Consider the following 17260-nt stretch of genomic DNA (forward strand, 5'->3'; position numbering starts at 1 on the left):
GTCTGAAAAACGGGTTTCAGACGACCTGCAACAACAGCCTCACAATCAATTCATCCTGCGGCAGCGTCAGCTTCAAATTGCGCGTATCGCCCTGCACCAGCAGCGGCTGCACGCCCAGCTTTTCCACCGCCGACGCTTCGTCTGTAATATCGCTCAAATCCTCTGCCGACAAAGCTCGGTGTAACAAGGTCGTCTGAAAAAGCTGCGGGGTTTGCGCCTGCCACAATCCGGCGCGGGAAACGGTTTCGCCGATATGGTTTTTACCGTCGGCGCGTTTGAGCGTATCGGCAACGGGTATTGCCAAAATACCGCCCTGCTCTTTTCCGCCCGCTTCTTCAATCAGACGGGTCAATGCCTCGGGTGGCAGGCAGCAACGGGCGGCATCGTGAACGAGAATGTTGTCCTGCTCCGCCGCCAAACCTTGCGCCAACAATGCGGATACGCCGTTGCGTACCGTTTCGGCACGGCTTGCTCCGCCTACGCGAAATACGCGTGTTTTGCTTAAAGGGGTCGTCTGAAACGTTTGGTCTTCGGGCGATACGATAACGGCAATCAAATCGATGGCAGGATGTTTTTCAAAAATGTCTATCGTATGCTGCAACACGGTTTTGCCGTTGATTTCAACGTATTGCTTGGGCTTTCCCGCCCCAAAGCGCGTTCCGATACCGGCAGCGGGAATCAGAGCGATATGGCGACGCGTCATGCTTCAGCTCCGGCTGTTTCAGCTTTGCGCCACAGACAGGCTTCGCCCAAACCGTCCAGGTATTGTTCGTGTGCGGCGAGTTCCTCTACGTCGGCTTTGATAACCTTCAAATGCGCCGGACGCTTGGTTTCGGCAACAATGACCGGTTTGACTTCCTCATCTTCTTCTTTTTCTTCGCCACCCATTAAATCGAACTGCTGGCGCGTCATGGCGAGATACACTTCGCCCAAAAGCTCGCAGTCAATCAACGCGCCGTGCAGCACGCGTTTGCTGCGATCGACGGAAAGGCGGTTGCACAAAGCATCCAAACTGGCTTTCTGACCGGGGAACATTTCCCGCGCCATCGCCAGTGTGTCGGTTACAGTACAACCAAGCTCCTCAATGGAAGGCAGCCCCATACGGCGGAATTCCATGTTCAGGAAGCCAACGTCAAACTTAGCATTGTGGATAATCAACTCGGCATCGCGTATAAAATCGGCAATCTGACGCCCTACTTCGGCAAACGGCGGTGCGTTTTTCTCTTCCAAAACCTCAATGGTCAAACCGTGTACCTTCGCCGCTTCTTCAGGCATATCGCGTTCGGGATGAACATATAAATGTAGGTTGTTGTCGGTCATTTGGCGGTTGATCATTTCCAGACCGGCAAACTCGACCAAACGGTCGCCGCCTTCGGCATAAAGGCCCGTGGTTTCGGTATCAAGGATAATCTGGCGTTTGCTCATAGGAATATTCTGTATAGCGCTCATTGATAAAATGCCTTGAATCATACGCAAGGCTGCTAAAAATGTATAGTCGGCAAAAATCGGGACGCGTGTATTTGAATGCAATATTTCTTAGGGCGTGAATGCAGCCTGACAAGAAATTTTGCTGACAATTTTCCAGACGTATTTATCTTCGCATTCCCGCTAAGGCTTGTTTTCTCTAAATTCCGAGTAAATCACTCAACTTTTATAATTTTTTAAAAATTAATTTCTATAAAAATCATTATCTTATTACACATCTTCATAATAATAACAATTATCATTTGCAAATTTTGAAATTATCCGTATAATGCAATTCATCGAAACGAAATCAACGCACTACAGAACGAAAGGAGAAGAAAATGCCTGAAAATATTTTCCAGCAAGTCTCTCTCGACATTCTGAGACTGCACCAACATACCATCCGCTCTCTTTTGGCAACCCAGTGTTGCGATGATTGCGAAGTACATGATGCCGTATATGTTACGCTCGATGGTCGTTATTATGTTTGGCTTCCCTGCATGGGTAAATCGGAGCAACCGCAAACCGGCATCCTCCTGATTGAAGATGAAGACAGCCATTCCCGTTTAAGCTGGGTCGCCAGCACTCGGGAGGTTAAACAAAAAGACAGTTTGTACAGCCGCGTCGTTTCCGTTTTACAACGCAAAATGCAGAAGGCAAAAGAAAAGTTTATTCATGCGTCTGATGCCCGTTTGCTTGAACTGACACCGCAGCAAGGTCGTTTGACGACCAAAAGCAAAGATTTGTCGCTTTCACCCTATGATTTGATGAAGGCACTTTATCCGGCAACCCATCAACGTCAATTAGAGGAGTTCGCCCTGTAACAGTTTTGGTAGTGGTTTGTGTTCCTTTTGCGCCCCTTAAAATTAAAGGGGCGATTTTTTTTGCCTGCAACTCAACATGGCTTCCATCAAACCAATCAAAAAAGGTCGTCTGAAATCGGATTCAAACTTCAAATCCGGTTTCAGACGACCTTTTGTCTATTGCCGTTTATTTGCCTGCTTCAGATGAAGACAGATTTTCCGGCAACATGTCCTGCTCGTCAAAATCAGGTTCTGGCTCGTTTTGCAACACCTTGCCATTCAATTTCAACTCGTTATTTTGCAGGGTCAGATGGGTTTTAATGCTGTCATCTACCAGAGTCAGGTATTGCTCCTGCGCCATACTTTTCACGGTACTGTCGACCATCAGACGCAGCGTTTCATTGATGTCCTCAATTCCTGCGCGTCCGGCTTCTTCATCTTCCGCATTAACGCTAAACAGGCTGCGCGCTTGGTTGATTGCCATCTGCTCCAACAGTTTTTTCGGAACGCTCACATTGAAATCGGCATTGGTTTTTTTCAGCATTTCGCTGAGGCTGTTCAGATCTTTTGCTGCCAAGCCTTTAAAGGCGAGTTTACCGCTGACATCCACTTGACCTTGCGGCATGGTGAATTTGAATGTTTTGACATTCAGCACCGGATCATTGGTAAATAAACCCGAAGCTTCGTTTTTGGCGGTTTGGAGCAATGCGTTTTGGATCTCTTCCTCACTCATTTTCTTATTGGCGACTTCGGCAAGCTTGGCTTTCAAAGCCTGCAAACCTTTGCCGTCCAAGTGCTCTGCTGCCACATTGATATCCAACGGACCATATTTATCTTCGCCATAAACCAGCTCTTCAAATTGGAACCGTCCTTCGCTGTTGATGAATTTATCAACTTCGTTGGTATTGGTATCAAATTTCAGTTTGCTGACTTCGATTTTGGAAGGCGCGATACTGCCGGTCGGATTGATAAATGCGCCGATTTGCAGATTGGTCACAAGATTGACCAGCTCGTTCAGCTTGACGTTGTAATCAATATTTTCTTTCCATTGCAGCAGGAATTTATCCAAAGTAATGCTGCTTTTGCCCAAGGAAAGCTTGTTGAGTCCGTCTGAAGTCTCAGATTGGAAATGTAGGTTTTCCATCGAAACATCGCCCTTGTCCGCCAGCTTGAGCTGCAAAGACGGAGCGGTATAATCATGACGGTAGCTTTGGAAATCTTTTTCGTAATCGGTGTTGCCGCTCAAGCCTTTCCAGCTGAGCTTGATGCCGGACAACTCTTCATAGTCGAAAGCCGGAACGCTGAGTTGAAGCTTGCCGCTTCCTCCGAAATAAATCGTATTGCTCATGGTCAACGGAGCTTGTTGGCCAAAGAAGCGAGACAATACTTTTTCGGTTTCCGGATGGTATTTAAACTCTGTTTCCACATGAGCCTGAGTACCGAAACCGCCAGCAAACGGACCATGGCTGATATGGTTCACAACCGTAATCGGCTCTTGCAAGACGGTTTTCAGATTATCGGGCAGATATTGCTGGGTATTTTGAAGCAATGTCGGTTTCAGGCGTATGACCGTAGTTTCGGTCGCACCGAACCAGCCTCGATCATATTGGTGGGATTCTACGGTTAGAAAACCTGATTCCTGCAACAGCTTTTGTTGTGCGGTCAGGGTTTCTTCTGCTTTGATGCCGAAGTAGTAAGGCGCACCGAGGCCGACGGCGATGGCTACGGCAACGGTCGAAATAAGATACTTTTTCATTGCTACAAACAGATAGGTTGAAAGCGATAAGAATAGCATTTTTTGACCGATTTGTCTTTTGGGAGACCTGGGCGGTACAAATAAACCTATATTTGGTACTTTCCCATCCTTATATACCGACCACTTGCATTCTATTATTTCAAGCGTTCTGATTTATAATCGGGTCGTCTGAAAACTTGACCACTACCACCCGCCCCATGACCACGGACTTCGACATCCCCCTCTTCCTCAAAAACCTGCCCAACCTGCCCGGCGTATACCGTTTTTTCGACGAAGGCGGCAACGTCTTATACGTTGGCAAAGCGGTCAACCTCAAGCGGCGCGTGTCCGGTTATTTCCAGAAAAACGACCATTCCCCGCGCATCGCATTGATGGTGAAACAGGTTCACCACATCGAAACCACCATCACCCGCTCCGAAGCCGAAGCCCTGATTCTCGAAAACAACTTCATCAAAGCCCTGTCGCCCAAATACAATATCCTTTTCCGCGACGACAAAAGCTATCCTTACCTCATGCTCAGCGGACATCAATATCCGCAGATGGCGTATTACCGAGGCACGCTGAAAAAGCCCAACCAATACTTCGGCCCCTATCCCAACAGCAACGCCGTGCGCGACAGCATCCAAGTCCTGCAAAAAGTCTTCATGCTGCGTACCTGCGAAGACAGCGTGTTCGAACACCGCGACCGCCCTTGCCTGCTGTATCAAATCAAACGCTGCACCGCGCCCTGCGTCGGACACATCAGCGAAGAAGACTACCGCGACAGCGTGCGCCAAGCCGCCACCTTCCTCAACGGTAAAACCGACGAACTGACCCGCACCCTGCAACACAAAATGCAGACCGCCGCCGCCAACCTGCAATTTGAAGAAGCCGCCCGCTACCGCGACCAAATCCAGGCACTCGGCATCATGCAGAGCAACCAGTTCATCGACAGCAAAAACCCCAACAACCCCAACGACATCGACCTGCTTGCGCTCGCCGTTTCAGACGGCCTCGTCTGCGTACACTGGGTCAGCATACGCGGCGGGCGGCACGTCGGCGACAAAAGCTTCTTCCCCGACACCAAAAACGACCCCGAACCAAACGGACAAGACTACGCCGAAGCCTTCGTCGCCCAACACTATCTGGGCAAAAGCAAACCCGACATCATCATCAGCAACTTTCCCGTCCCTGATGCATTGAAAGAAGCCTTAGAGGGCGAACATGGCAAACAAATGCAGTTCGTGACCAAAACCATAGGCGAACGCAAAGTCTGGCTGAAAATGGCGGAACAAAACGCACAGATGGCGATTGCCCAACGCTGCCTGCAACAAAGCAGCCAGCAACACCGCATCGACGAGTTGGCAAAAATCCTGAACATGAATTCAGACGACCTCAACCGCCTCGAATGCTTCGACATCAGCCACACCCAAGGCGAAGCCACCATCGCCTCCTGCGTCGTGTACGACGAACAAAACATCCAACCCTCGCAATACCGCCGCTACAACATCACCACTGCCAAACCCGGCGATGACTACGCCGCCATGCGCGAAGTCCTCACCCGCCGCTACGGCAAAATGCAGGAAGCCGAAGCCAACGGCGAGGCCGTCAAATGGCCGGATGTCGTATTGATTGACGGCGGCAAAGGACAAATCGGCATCGCCGTGTCCGTATGGGAAGAACTCGGGCTGCACATCCCCTTGGTCGGCATCGCCAAAGGCCCCGAACGCAAAGCTGGCATGGAAGAACTCATCCTCCCGTTTACCGGCGAAACCTTCCGCCTGCCGCCCAACAGCCCCGCCCTGCACCTTCTGCAAACCGTGCGCGACGAATCGCACCGCTTCGCCATCACTGGCCACCGCAAAAAACGCGACAAAGCCCGCGTTACCTCGTCCCTCAGCGACATCCCCGGCGTAGGCAGCAAACGCCGCCAAGCCCTGCTCACCCGCTTCGGCGGCCTGCGCGGCGTCGTTGCCGCCAGCAAAGAAGATTTGGAACAGGTCGAAGGCATCAGCAAAGCATTGGCGGAAACCATTTACGAGCATCTGCATTAACGATGGGATGAATAAGGCAAGAGGTCGTCTGAAAAGTTTTCAGACGACCTCTTGTTGTTCGCTATGCTGCCTTAAAAACAATATTTTTTTAAAACCTTATTAGGAACGTATTGATAAATATCCAGAAATTCTTTCTTTACCGCGCCTGAGGCAGGATTCAGCTTCTCATTCCTTACCAATTTTATATTATCTCTGGTTACTTCCGACAAGGATGCGACGGTATAGCGGTACTCCCGATGCAACCCTGCCGTCAAACGGTCTCGGGTAAATTCATACTGGTATTTAGCCAGTCCCGTTTCCCCATAAAAATCAACATCCATCCTGCAACGTCCTTGCGATTGGGCAAACAATACCAACCCGCTTCCCTCTGCACTCAATTCAAAATCCGTCAAATCCCTTTCATAAACTTTTTTCCATTGGGAATGATGACTTTGAGCAGCAAGCAAACCCGAGCTCAAGAATAAAACTGAAACCAATAAACCCTTAGCGACATTCATGCGATTACACCTAAATTTGAAGAGCCATTATTAAAGCAAAGGACTGAAAATAATACAATTAGATTTCAATTGACTCAATCCTGTTCATCAAACAAGCCAACATCGAACAAATCCGGCTCACTCATCCGAGCGCGGCAATCGACCTTGATGTCCTCATTCACCTGACAGCAACACGGCAGAATTTCGCCGGGCGCGACAAACGCCAGCGGGAAATCGTCGTAAGACACCCTGCCGTCCAATATTTTGACGCGGCAAGAACCGCAATAGCCGCTGCGGCACTGGTATTCGACCTCGTGGCCGGTGCGCTCCAAGCCCTCCAATAAGGTTTCGCCCTCTTGAAGCTCGAAGGTTTTGTCGTGTGTACTGATGAGTGCCATTATTATCTGTTTAAGCGGGAAAGGCCGTCTGCACGGTGTAACCGAAATCTTTAGTTTCGTTTCTACACCTGTTCAGACGACCTCTGATGATGGAAATGCGGAAAAACCGCCGAGTTTGATTACAGTTCGAAATCGCCCAAATCGTCCGCGCTGACTTCCGAATCGATCTGACCGATTAAGTAAGAAGAAATTTCCACTTCCTGCGGCGCGACTTGTACGTTGTCGGACGACAGCCACGCGTTAATCCACGGAATCGGGTTTTGGGTAGCACCTTCGAATCCGGCAGGCAGACCGACCGCCTGCATACGCAGGTTGGTGATGTATTCGACGTATTGCGCCAAAATTTCCTTGTTCAGACCAATCATCGAACCGTCTTTAAACAGATAGGCTGCCCATTCTTTTTCCTGCTCCGCGGCTTTTTTGAAGAGTTTGAAACATTCGTCCTGCAATTCGACGGCGATTTCCGCCATTTCAGGGTCGTCGGCACCGGCGCGCATCAGGTTGAGCATATGCTGGGTGCTGGTCAGGTGCAGGGCTTCGTCGCGGGCAATCAGTTTGATGATTTTGGCGTTGCCTTCCATCAACTCGCGCTCGGCAAAAGCGAACGAGCAGGCGAATGAAACGTAGAAACGGATGGCTTCCAACACATTGACGCACATCAGGCAGAGATAGAGTTTTTTCTTCAACTCGCGCAAAGACACGGTAACGAGCTTGCCGCCGACATTGTGCGTTCCTTCGCCCAACAGGTTGTAATACTGGGTATATTCGATTAAATCATCGTAATAACAGGCGATATCTTCGGCGCGGGCGATGATGTATTCGTTCTGCACGATGTCGTCAAACACGACCGACGGGTCATTCACGATATTGCGGATGATGTGGGTATAGCTGCGCGAGTGGATGGTTTCGCTAAAGCTCCACGTTTCAATCCAAGTTTCCAACTCGGGAATCGACACCAAAGGCAGCAAGGCAACGTTCGGGCTACGGCCTTGAATGGAGTCGAGCAAGGTTTGGTATTTCAGATTGCTGATGAAAATGTGTTTTTCGTGTTCGGGCAGGTTGGCGTAGTCGATACGGTCGCGCGACACGTCGATTTCTTCCGGCCGCCAGAAAAACGACAGTTGTTTTTCAATCAGTTTTTCAAATACTTCGTATTTCTGCTGGTCATAACGGGCAACATTTACCGGCTGACCAAAAAACATCGGCTCTTTAAGCGCGTCGTTTTTGGTTTTGGAAAAGGTGCTGTATGACATGACTAGGTGTTCGCAGGACATGGGGGACTCTTTGTTAGATTAACTTAAAATGGTAATATTAATATAGTGAAATTTATCTCTTTTATCTAAAAACATGATTATAAATTATTAAAATCTTTAATATTTTCAATTAATTCAAAACCCTTATTAGCCAACTCTAAAATCCCCGTAAAACAGGTAACTTTTTTTGCAATTTCTCCCATTTTAGAAAGGAGATTCTTACCAGTTTCTGTATTGCTCATGAATTCTTTATATTCATGATTGAAATACATATGACCAACAGTATTTTCTAGGACTTCGATAATAGCTTCAGAACCAGTAATTGCATATTGATCAATGGATTCAATAAGACGCAAAAGATACTTTAGAATAGAAGACTTAACATTGTCTTCTATATTTTCAGAAATTAATATATCCTGATATATGCTTTTTATAGAATTATTTATTTCAATTAGTTCACTTTCATCAATTTTTCTCAAAAATGAAAGTTGATTTTTTTCAAAATTAGCATCAATAATCTTAACAGAAGAATAAAGATATGAAGTCATATTTTCATCTAAATAACGGATGACATCACTCCATTGTCTATCTAACTCTACTGATCTACCAAGAACAAACAATATGTTTCCCATCCAATTCTGACAATGCTCGATATAGTCAGGTTCATTTACTTGAAAATAGTTATTAATCTCCTCAATTAAATTTATAACTTTGCTAATCGAAAATAGAATATTACGATCACTAGCTTCATCATTAGTTAAATTTAAAATCTCCTTCCACGCGCCTCTTGAAGTGCGATTTGATGAAACTTCTTTAGCTTTTTTAATAATTTTCAATAATCTTTGTGCCGGATTATCATAATAAGTATTAGACATTTTCTTCCATCCTTTGTTTTATTTTCAGACGACCTCTTAAACTCTAAAGGTCGTCTGAAATCTCTGATTATCAAATCTTACAAGCCCCACCTGCACAACCGTCATCCTGAATATCGGTCTGTGTATCGTCCGCGCCGTCGCGGGTGTTGTGGTAGTACAGGGTTTTGACGCCGTATTTGTAGGCGGTCAGCAGGTCTTTGAGCATTTGTTTCATGGAAACTTTGTTGCCTTCGAATTTACCCGGGTCGTAGGCGGTGTTGGCGGAAATCGCCTGGTCGACGAATTTTTGCATCACGCCGACAAGTTTCAGGTAGCCTTCGTTGCCCGGAAGTTGCCACAGGGTTTCGTAGGCGTCTTTCAGGGTTTCAAATTCGGGCACGACTTGTTTCAAGATACCGTCTTTCGATGCTTTGACCGTTACCAATCCGCGCGGCGGTTCGATGCCGTTGGTAGCGTTGGCGATTTGCGAACTGGTTTCAGACGGCATGAGTGCGGTCAGGGTAGAGTTGCGCAGACCGTATTTGACAATGTCGGCGCGCAGGCTTTCCCAGTCGCACAACAGCGGTTCGCTGCATACGGCATCCAAGTCTTTTTTGTAGGTATCGATGGGCAGTTTGCCTTGCGAATAAACGGTCTGGTCGAACAGCGGGCATGCGCCGTATTCTTTGGCGAGGTTCACCGATGCTTTGAGCAGGTAATACTGCATGGCTTCAAAGGTGCGGTGGGTCAGACCGAGTGCGGAATCGTCGCTGTAACGGACGCCGTTTTTAGCCAGATAGTAGGCGTAGTTGATAACGCCGATGCCGAGCGTGCGGCGGTTCATGGTCGCGGTGCGGGCGGCTTCGACCGGATAGTCTTGATAATCCAACAAGGCATCGAGTGCACGCACGGTCAAATCGGCAAGCCCTTCCAGTTCGTCCAAGCTGTTTAATGCGCCCAAGTTGAAGGCAGACAGGGTACACAGGGCGATTTCGCCGTTCGGGTCGTTGATGTTGTCCAACGGTTTGGTCGGCAGGGCGATTTCCATGCACAGGTTGGACTGGTGCACGGGCGCGACGCGCGGGTCAAACGGACTGTGCGTGTTGCAGTGGTCAACGTTTTGGATATAGATGCGTCCCGTTCCGGCGCGTTCCTGCATCAGCGTGGAGAACAAATCGGTAGCCGACAAGGTGCGCTTGCGGATGTTTGGGTCTTGCTCGTATTTCGTGTAAAGACGCTCGAATTCGTCTTGGTCGGCAAAGAACGCGTCGTACAGGCCGGGGACTTCGTTGGGCGAGAACAGCGTGATGTTGCCGCCTTTAATCAGGCGTGTGTACAGCAGGCGGTTGATTTGCACGCCATAGTCCAATTGGCGGATACGGTTGTCTTCCACGCCGCGATTGTTTTTCAATACCAACAGGCTTTCGGCTTCGATGTGCCACAAGGGGTAGAACAAAGTTGCCGCGCCGCCGCGCACGCCGCCTTGCGAGCAGGATTTAACCGCCGCTTGGAACATTTTGAAAAACGGGATGCAGCCGGTATGTTGCGCTTCGCCGCCGCGGATTTCGCTGCCCAAGCCGCGGATACGTCCGGCGTTGATGCCGATGCCCGCGCGTTGGGAAACGTATTTCACAATCGCGCTGGTGGTGGCGTTGATGGAATCCAGACTGTCGTCGCATTCAATCAATACGCAGCTTGAGAATTGGCGCGTAGGCGTGCGCACGCCGCTCATAATCGGGGTTGGCAGTGATACTTTAAACGTAGAAACGGCGTCGTAAAAACGTTTGACGTAATCCAAGCGCGTCTCTTTCGGGTATTTGCTGAAGAGGCACATCGCTACCAAAATGTATAAGAACTGCGGCGTTTCATAAATCTGGCGGGTCACGCGGTTCTGCACCAGATATTTGCCTTCGAGCTGTTTCACGGCGGCATACGAGAAGGTCATGTCGCGGCTATGGTCGATATAGGCATTCAGCTCGTCAAACTCTTCGCGGCTGTAATCTTCGATGATGTGGCGGTCGTATTTGCCCGCATCGGTGAGTTTTTTAACATGGTCGAAGAGATGCGGCGGTTCGAACTCGCCGTAAGCGATTTTGCGCAGGTGGAAAATCGCCAGACGCGCGGCGAGATATTGATAGTCGGGCGTATCTTGCGAAATCAGGTCAGCAGCCGCCTTGATGATGGTTTCGTGGATGTCGTCGGTGCGGATGCCGTTGTAAAACTGGATGTGCGATTTGAGCTCGACCTGCGATACGGAAACGTTTTTCAAGCCTTCCGCCGCCCAAGTAACAACGCGGTGGATTTTGTCTAAGTCGAGATTTTCCAAACGTCCGTCGCGCTTGGTTACTTTCAAATCAGTCGGTGCATTCATCGTCAGTTTTCTCCATCCTGAAACACAAGATACAGTAGGTATTAATATCGAGTGGCACAATATAGTGTATTTTTCGTTGCTTATCTAGTCTTGACAAGGTCGCTGTTTTGAAATCGTGCTTTTCCCAATTTTCTTTCAGACGACCTCTTTCCCTATGATTCAAGCCTTACCGCAAAGATGTGTTTTTTAGCATCAAAACCCTCATTCGGCTATGCGCTTATGAAATAAGGCAAATTCGGATTTGTGTTAAATTTTGAAAATAAACAGCATGACAATGGATGACATATACAACATGAGGTCGTCTGAAACATGATAATTTATGTAGTTTATTATTTTCTCTGTTTGATAATATGTAATGGAAGATGGGTTTCGTCAAAATGCTTTAAATACCCCGCTTGCTTTTTCAGACACCCCATCCTGCCAAATTTCCTTTTTACAAAAGCCATGAATATAATGAAATGCGCCCCTTTAAATAAACAGGAGTCCGTCATGTTACTGAAAAAAAGTCTTCTTCCCGCCTTGTCTGCTGCGCTGATACTGGGTTTTGCAGTCCAACCTGCCGATGCAGTGGCCCACAAACACCATAAACCCCACCACGCTCAAACCCAAGCTAAAAAAGGCAAGTTGCATCCTGCCTGCAAAAAATATCTCGACCGCCGCGCTGCATGGTACAAATACAAAGGCAACAAAGCCGAGCTGAGAGAAAACGTCAAAGCCCGCAAAGCCTTCCGCCAACTGTCCTATAAAGAACAACGCATCCAATGCCAAGCAGCCTATGAAGCATTTGATGATTTCGACCACGGCAAATTCCGTCGCTAAAAACAGACAAAGGTCGTCTGAAAGATTCTTCGGCATTTCAGACGACCTTTTGTTTCTTTGGTTATATTAAAACTGCGGCTTGCCCATCAATTCAAACTTAATAACAAATCTCTAAAAGCATTGGGGTCTTTAATAAAGGTCATTTCACCGGTGTGCGGAAAGTGAAAGTCTAAAAGACGCGACACCCAAAACCGAATACAGCCCGCTCTTTGTGCAATCGGGAAATATTCGCGCTCTTCATCAGACAGCGGCCTAACGCTTTCATAACCTCTAACAAAAGCATCTTGCAAAGCAATATCCAGCTTGTTCTCCGCTGTTCTTGCCCAGTCATTGACGGCAATTGCCAAGTCATACATAAAATTTCCGTTGCAGGCATAGTAAAAATCGATAAAGCCTGCCACGTTTTCCCCATCTAATAAAACATTATCCTTAAACAAATCGGCATGGATAATGCCTGAAGGCAGATTGTTACCCAGATTGCTATCCAAGTGAGCAATCTCCTTTTGCAATAAAGCCGCGTCATCCTCACTCAATACCGGTAAAAGCTGGCTACAAGCATCATGCCACCAGCGGTCGTAACGCGGATTCGCCATTTTTTGCGGGAAACTTTGTCCGGCAATATGCATTTTCGCCAGCATCGCCCCCGTATTGAAGCATTGTGTTTCCGTCGCCCAGCTGGTATCCGAACCGTTCAGGCAAGTAACCAGACAAGCAGGTTTGCCCACCAAAACAGAATCCAGCTTGCCATCCTTGCGTGCAATAGGAGCAGGACAAGCTACGCCATTACTACTTAGATGCCGGCTCAGCTCCAAGAAGAACGGCAGCTCCTCTTGCTTCAATACTTCGAAGACAGTTAAAACATAACGCCCAGTCGTGGTCGTCAAAAAATAATTACTGTTCGTAATCCCCTGCGCAATTCCCTGCAACGATACAAAGTTGCCCAAATCGTATTGGGTCAAAAACTCCCGCATTTCCTCATCAGAAACACTTGTATAGACAGACATGGTGCAAACCTATCAATAGAAAATATAAGGGGCAATCATACCAAAAAATTCCCCTGCCAAACAGGCAAACGCCAAGCTCGCGCCATAGTCATAAAAAACAAAAAGGTCGTCTGAAAATATTTTCAGACGACCTTTTGCTTGTTGATCTCAATTAAGCTTGTTTATTCCAACGCTCAATCGATTCTTTAATGACTTGTTTCGCTTCTTCAACATCACCCCAGGATTCGACTTTGGTCGTACCTGCTTTTTTCAAGTCTTTGTAGTGGTTGAAATGGAATTCGATTTGCTTGATTAATTGTTGCGGCAAATCAGACAATGTTTTGTACGCATTGCCATTGTTGCGGTCGTCGGCAGGAACGCAAACGATTTTATCGTCAACCTCACCATCATCAACAAATTTCATCACGCCGATGACGCGCGCTTCCAGAAAAATGCCGGTTGCCAATGGCTGCTCTGTCACCAACAAGACATCCAATTCATCGCCATCTTCGTCTAAAGTCTGAGGGATAAAACCGTAGTTTGTAGGTTTGGAAAAAATTGCAGGTTCAACACGGTCGAGTTGGAAAGCCGCTAATTTGCGGTTCCATTCGATTTTATGATTGCTGCCTGCAGGAATTTCGTTCACAACATTAATAATGCCGCCATCGACATCACCCGGCGTCAAGATTTTATTAAAATCTGCCATTTTGCGCTCCTTATAAACAATTGCAAAAGTTAAACGCCGAAAGTATAACAAACAAAAGACATTTCTGGAAATGTATCGCTTTCCGCCTAATTCATGACGGCAAAATTCTTCCGAACATCTCAAAACCATGAACATAACGGCACAAGGCGGCATTGCTCACAAATTTTATTCGATTTATTTCTAGATTTATTTCTATGTTAAATGTACAAAAACAGTACAAAATAAAAATCGACTCCTATATCAGAGTCGATTTTTATCAGGCTTAATGCCTATCTATGCTTACAGAGCATCTTTCAATGCTTTACCGGCACGGAATTTAGGAGTTTTAGCAGCAGCGATGGTCAGAGGCTCGCCGGTTTTAGGGTTGCGGCCTTGACGTTCTGCGCGTTCACCAACGTAGAAAGTACCGAAACCGACCAGAGTTACGGTGTCGCCTTTTTTCAGAGCGTTGGTTACAGCATTGGTAGTGGCATCCAGAGCTTTTTGGGCGGCAGCTTTAGAAATGCCGGCTTCTTGAGCAATTGCTTCGATCAATTCAGACTTATTCACAATCAGTCCCTTCCTATCGTTGAAAATAATGAAATGCCCGAATACTCGGGGCTTCGTACTTTTGAGTACCTTTGCGCTTTATAGCAATTCTGAAAATACCGTGTCAAGCAAAAAATGCGGAATTGCCCTATTTTACAGGCTTTCAAGGCAAACCCGCATCTTTTGCAACACATTTTTTACAAAATCAGTGTTTGGTCGCTTTCGCCCTTGACTTAGGCTTGGCGGCTTCAACCTGCGCCTCTTCGGTACTTAAAGGCGCAACCCAAGGTGTCGGCTGGCTTTCCAATCCCAAAGCGAGGACTTCGTCTATCCATTTGACCGGATGGATGGTCAGGTCGGTTTTCACGTTTTCAGGGATTTCTTCCAAGTCTTTGACGTTGTCTTTCGGAATCAGGACGTGTTTGATGCCGCCGCGCAAGGCAGCCAACAGTTTTTCCTTCAAACCGCCGATTGGCAAGACTTCGCCGCGCAGGGTGATTTCGCCTGTCATCGCCACATCGGCGCGCACCGGAATTCTGGTAAAGGCAGACACCATCGCCAAAGTCATGGCAATACCTGCGCTCGGGCCGTCTTTCGGCGTCGCACCTTCGGGAACGTGAACATGGATGTCTTTTTTCTCGTAAAAATCAGGAGCCAAACCCACTGATTCTGCACGGGAACGGACAACAGACCATGCCGCGGACACAGATTCCTTCATCACGTCGCCCAACTGGCCGGTACACTGAATCACGCCCTTGCCCGGCAATGCTACGGCTTCGACAGTCAGCAATTCGCCGCCAACTTCCGTCCACGCCAAACCGGTAACCTGCCCGATGCGGTTTTCACTTTCGGCAACGCCGTAATCGAAGCGGCGCACGCCCAAGTAGTCATGCAGGTTTTTCTCATTGACTTTAATCGCTTTAGTCTTGGCTTTGCTGGTTTTCTTGGTTTCAGACGACCTCTTCTTGTCTTCGTTCAAAGTAATCTGCATCACCACCTTGCGGCAGATTTTGGCAATCTCGCGATCAAGCGAACGTACGCCGGCTTCACGGGTGTAATAACGGATGATATCGCGTACCGCGCTTTCTTCGACCACCAATTCGCCTTCTTTCACGCCGTTGCGTTTCATTTGCTTAGGCACGAGATACTGCATGGCGATATTGATTTTCTCGTCTTCGGTATAGCCGGACAAACGGATGATTTCCATACGGTCAAGCAACGGAGTCGGGATATTCAGACTATTGGATGTGGCGATAAACATCACATCGCTCAAGTCATAATCCACTTCCGCATAATGATCGGCAAACTTGTTGTTTTGCTCAGGATCGAGCACCTCAAGCAACGCGCTGGCAGGATCGCCTCGGAAGTCGCTGCCCAATTTGTCGATTTCGTCGAGCAGGAACAGCGGATTCCTCACGCCCGCTTTAGCCATGTTTTGTAGAATTTTGCCGGGCATAGAGCCGATATAGGTGCGGCGGTGTCCGCGGATTTCGCTTTCGTCGCGCACGCCGCCTAAAGCCATGCGGACATATTGGCGGCCTGTCGCTTTGGCGATGGATTCGCCCAATGAGGTTTTACCCACCCCCGGAGGACCGACCAAACACAGAATCGGACCTTTCAGCTTGTCCATACGTTTTTGGACGGCGAGGTATTCCAAAATCCGCTCTTTGACTTTTTCCAAACCGTAGTGGTCGGCGTTCAACACCAAATCGGCTTTGGCAATGTCTTTGCTGACGCGGGATTTTTTCTTCCACGGCAGCTCAAGCAAAGTATCGATGTAGTTGCGTACTACGGTGGATTCCGCAGACATAGGCGGCATCATTTTGAGCTTTTTCAATTCAGACAGGCATTTTTCCTCAGCTTCTTTGGTCATGCCCGCTTCTTTGATTTTTGCTTCCAACGCATCCAGTTCGCCGCGTTCGTCTTCTTCGCCCAATTCTTTCTGAATCGCTTTCACTTGCTCGTTCAGATAATACTCGCGCTGGGATTTTTCCATCTGGCGTTTAACACGGCCGCGGATGCGTTTTTCAACTTGCATGATGTCCAGTTCGGATTCCAACTGGGCGAGCAGAAACTCCATACGGCCGATAATGCCAAAGGTTTCCAAAATCTGTTGGCGCTGCTCCAGTTTCAACTGCAAATGCGCCGCAATTGTGTCTACCAAACGGCTGTTATCATCGATGCCATTGATGGTATTGATAATTTCGGCGGGGATTTTTTTATTCAACTTGGCGTATTGGTCAAACTGGGTAAGCAGCGTCCGGCGAATGGCTTCAATATCGGGATTGTCCGCATCCGCATACTCATCGACAGCTTCAACATGGGACAGGAACAACCCGCCGCTCTCTTCAATGGTCAACACTCTGCCGCGTCGGATACCTTCGACCAACACTTTCACCGTGCCGTCAGGCAGCTTCAACACCTGCAAAACCTGCGCGACCGTACCCGTACGGTGCAAATCGGATGCAGTCGGATCTTCGGTATTCGGGTCGATTTGCGCCAGCAAAAACACCGGATCGTCATTCGCCATTGCCGCTTCCAATGCCGCAATGGATTTCGGGCGGCCTACGAACAGCGGCAACACCATATGCGGATAAACGACGACATCACGTAAAGGCAGGGTCGCCAATGCGCTGTATTCCTCAAAATGTTTTTCTTTTGTCGGCATATTGTTCTCTACTTGGTAATAAATTCGGAATGTCGCTTAAATTGGGATGGAAAAGCGTATTTCAAGACTTGAAAAAACCGATACACGCTTCTATTTTTATCGGCAACTTTTTGCGATAAAATACACGCCATTCGAGGTCGTCTGAAAG

The 17260-nt window shown here is 48.0% G+C and carries 15 protein-coding genes; 3 read left to right on the forward strand and 12 right to left on the reverse strand.

The genetic code is table 11. The annotated features are described in order from the left end of the window. Nucleotides 1–16: 16 nt before the first annotated feature. Together ispD and dnaQ are read right to left on the reverse strand one after the other, a co-directional pair. Nucleotides 17–703 carry a 2-C-methyl-D-erythritol 4-phosphate cytidylyltransferase gene (gene ispD, locus DBZ16_RS01535; RefSeq protein ID WP_107812685.1) on the reverse strand — a complete coding sequence of 229 codons (687 nt, stop codon included), beginning with the start codon at nt 701–703 and terminating at the stop codon, nt 17–19. Continuing rightward, nucleotides 700–1425, reverse strand: coding sequence for a DNA polymerase III subunit epsilon (gene dnaQ / locus DBZ16_RS01540; RefSeq protein ID WP_107812686.1), 726 nt, complete (start codon nt 1423–1425; stop codon nt 700–702). The genes ispD and dnaQ overlap by 4 nt, the downstream gene beginning before the upstream one ends. Before the next feature lie 380 nt (nt 1426–1805). Between dnaQ and DBZ16_RS01545 the strand changes: the two genes are divergently transcribed. Further along, entirely contained in the window at nt 1806–2288 is a 483-nt protein-coding gene (locus tag DBZ16_RS01545; protein ID WP_009311747.1) for a hypothetical protein, read from the forward strand. A 166-nt stretch (nt 2289–2454) separates the two neighbouring features. On the opposite strand, the gene DBZ16_RS01550 is transcribed toward DBZ16_RS01545, so the two are convergent. After that, a complete protein-coding gene (locus tag DBZ16_RS01550) occupies nt 2455–4023 on the reverse strand; it encodes a YdgA family protein (protein WP_107813088.1) in 1569 nt (522 codons plus the stop codon). Between the two features lie 197 nt (nt 4024–4220). Here DBZ16_RS01550 and uvrC point away from each other — a divergent pair, with 197 nt between their 5' ends. Next, nucleotides 4221–6056, forward strand: a complete 1836-nt coding sequence (uvrC, locus tag DBZ16_RS01555; protein ID WP_107812687.1) for an excinuclease ABC subunit UvrC — start codon at nt 4221–4223, stop codon at nt 6054–6056. A gap of 71 nt (nt 6057–6127) precedes the next feature. Here the strand turns inward: uvrC and DBZ16_RS01560 are convergent, their stop codons facing one another. The 5 genes from DBZ16_RS01560 to nrdA all read right to left on the reverse strand — a co-directional run bounded on the left by DBZ16_RS01560 (nt 6128) and on the right by nrdA (nt 11408). Beyond that, nucleotides 6128–6553, reverse strand: a complete 426-nt coding sequence (locus tag DBZ16_RS01560; protein WP_049230070.1) for a hypothetical protein — start codon at nt 6551–6553, stop codon at nt 6128–6130. Between the two features lie 74 nt (nt 6554–6627). Further along, nucleotides 6628–6930 (reverse strand): class I ribonucleotide reductase maintenance protein YfaE, encoded by a 303-nt coding sequence (yfaE, locus tag DBZ16_RS01565; RefSeq protein ID WP_070774369.1) that lies wholly within the window; start codon nt 6928–6930, stop codon nt 6628–6630. Between the two features lie 119 nt (nt 6931–7049). Next, nucleotides 7050–8183: a class Ia ribonucleoside-diphosphate reductase subunit beta gene (gene nrdB, locus DBZ16_RS01570; RefSeq protein WP_036529320.1), complete on the reverse strand. Its 1134-nt coding sequence runs from the start codon at nt 8181–8183 to the stop codon at nt 7050–7052. Between the two features lie 98 nt (nt 8184–8281). Beyond that, entirely contained in the window at nt 8282–9058 is a 777-nt protein-coding gene (locus tag DBZ16_RS01575; RefSeq protein WP_107812688.1) for a hypothetical protein, read from the reverse strand. A gap of 70 nt (nt 9059–9128) precedes the next feature. Next, a complete protein-coding gene (nrdA, locus tag DBZ16_RS01580) occupies nt 9129–11408 on the reverse strand; it encodes a class 1a ribonucleoside-diphosphate reductase subunit alpha (protein WP_107812689.1) in 2280 nt (759 codons plus the stop codon). A gap of 489 nt (nt 11409–11897) precedes the next feature. On the opposite strand from nrdA, the gene DBZ16_RS01585 reads away from it, so the two are divergent. Beyond that, nucleotides 11898–12227, forward strand: a complete 330-nt coding sequence (locus DBZ16_RS01585) for a stress response protein (protein WP_107812690.1) — start codon at nt 11898–11900, stop codon at nt 12225–12227. Nucleotides 12228–12313: 86 nt separating this feature from the next. Here the strand turns inward: DBZ16_RS01585 and thrB are convergent, their stop codons facing one another. The 4 genes from thrB to lon all read right to left on the reverse strand — a co-directional run bounded on the left by thrB (nt 12314) and on the right by lon (nt 17112). Then, nucleotides 12314–13231, reverse strand: coding sequence for a homoserine kinase (thrB, locus tag DBZ16_RS01590; protein ID WP_107812691.1), 918 nt, complete (start codon nt 13229–13231; stop codon nt 12314–12316). 151 nt (nt 13232–13382) lie between these two features. Then, entirely contained in the window at nt 13383–13916 is a 534-nt protein-coding gene (locus DBZ16_RS01595; RefSeq protein WP_049231389.1) for an inorganic diphosphatase, read from the reverse strand. A 279-nt stretch (nt 13917–14195) separates the two neighbouring features. Further along, nucleotides 14196–14465, reverse strand: coding sequence for an HU family DNA-binding protein (locus DBZ16_RS01605; RefSeq protein WP_003677477.1), 270 nt, complete (start codon nt 14463–14465; stop codon nt 14196–14198). 184 nt (nt 14466–14649) lie between these two features. Next, nucleotides 14650–17112, reverse strand: a complete 2463-nt coding sequence (gene lon, locus DBZ16_RS01615; protein ID WP_107812692.1) for an endopeptidase La — start codon at nt 17110–17112, stop codon at nt 14650–14652. Nucleotides 17113–17260 lie beyond the last annotated feature (148 nt).

This window comes from Neisseria sicca, from assembly GCF_003044565.1.
GTDB lineage: Bacteria > Pseudomonadota > Gammaproteobacteria > Burkholderiales > Neisseriaceae > Neisseria > Neisseria sicca_A.

What these genes read in the sequence shown, in the direction of transcription:
- ispD (WP_107812685.1), bottom strand. Translation starts at nt 703, where the DNA reads ATGACGCGTCGCCATATCGCTCTGATTCCCGCTGCCGGTATCGGAACG.
- dnaQ (WP_107812686.1), bottom strand. Translation starts at nt 1,425, where the DNA reads ATGAGCAAACGCCAGATTATCCTTGATACCGAAACCACGGGCCTTTAT.
- DBZ16_RS01545 (WP_009311747.1), top strand. Translation starts at nt 1,806, where the DNA reads ATGCCTGAAAATATTTTCCAGCAAGTCTCTCTCGACATTCTGAGACTG.
- DBZ16_RS01550 (WP_107813088.1), bottom strand. Translation starts at nt 4,023, where the DNA reads ATGAAAAAGTATCTTATTTCGACCGTTGCCGTAGCCATCGCCGTCGGC.
- uvrC (WP_107812687.1), top strand. Translation starts at nt 4,221, where the DNA reads ATGACCACGGACTTCGACATCCCCCTCTTCCTCAAAAACCTGCCCAAC.
- DBZ16_RS01560 (WP_049230070.1), bottom strand. Translation starts at nt 6,553, where the DNA reads ATGAATGTCGCTAAGGGTTTATTGGTTTCAGTTTTATTCTTGAGCTCG.
- yfaE (WP_070774369.1), bottom strand. Translation starts at nt 6,930, where the DNA reads ATGGCACTCATCAGTACACACGACAAAACCTTCGAGCTTCAAGAGGGC.
- nrdB (WP_036529320.1), bottom strand. Translation starts at nt 8,183, where the DNA reads ATGTCATACAGCACCTTTTCCAAAACCAAAAACGACGCGCTTAAAGAG.
- DBZ16_RS01575 (WP_107812688.1), bottom strand. Translation starts at nt 9,058, where the DNA reads ATGTCTAATACTTATTATGATAATCCGGCACAAAGATTATTGAAAATT.
- nrdA (WP_107812689.1), bottom strand. Translation starts at nt 11,408, where the DNA reads ATGAATGCACCGACTGATTTGAAAGTAACCAAGCGCGACGGACGTTTG.
- DBZ16_RS01585 (WP_107812690.1), top strand. Translation starts at nt 11,898, where the DNA reads ATGTTACTGAAAAAAAGTCTTCTTCCCGCCTTGTCTGCTGCGCTGATA.
- thrB (WP_107812691.1), bottom strand. Translation starts at nt 13,231, where the DNA reads ATGTCTGTCTATACAAGTGTTTCTGATGAGGAAATGCGGGAGTTTTTG.
- DBZ16_RS01595 (WP_049231389.1), bottom strand. Translation starts at nt 13,916, where the DNA reads ATGGCAGATTTTAATAAAATCTTGACGCCGGGTGATGTCGATGGCGGC.
- lon (WP_107812692.1), bottom strand. Translation starts at nt 17,112, where the DNA reads ATGCCGACAAAAGAAAAACATTTTGAGGAATACAGCGCATTGGCGACC.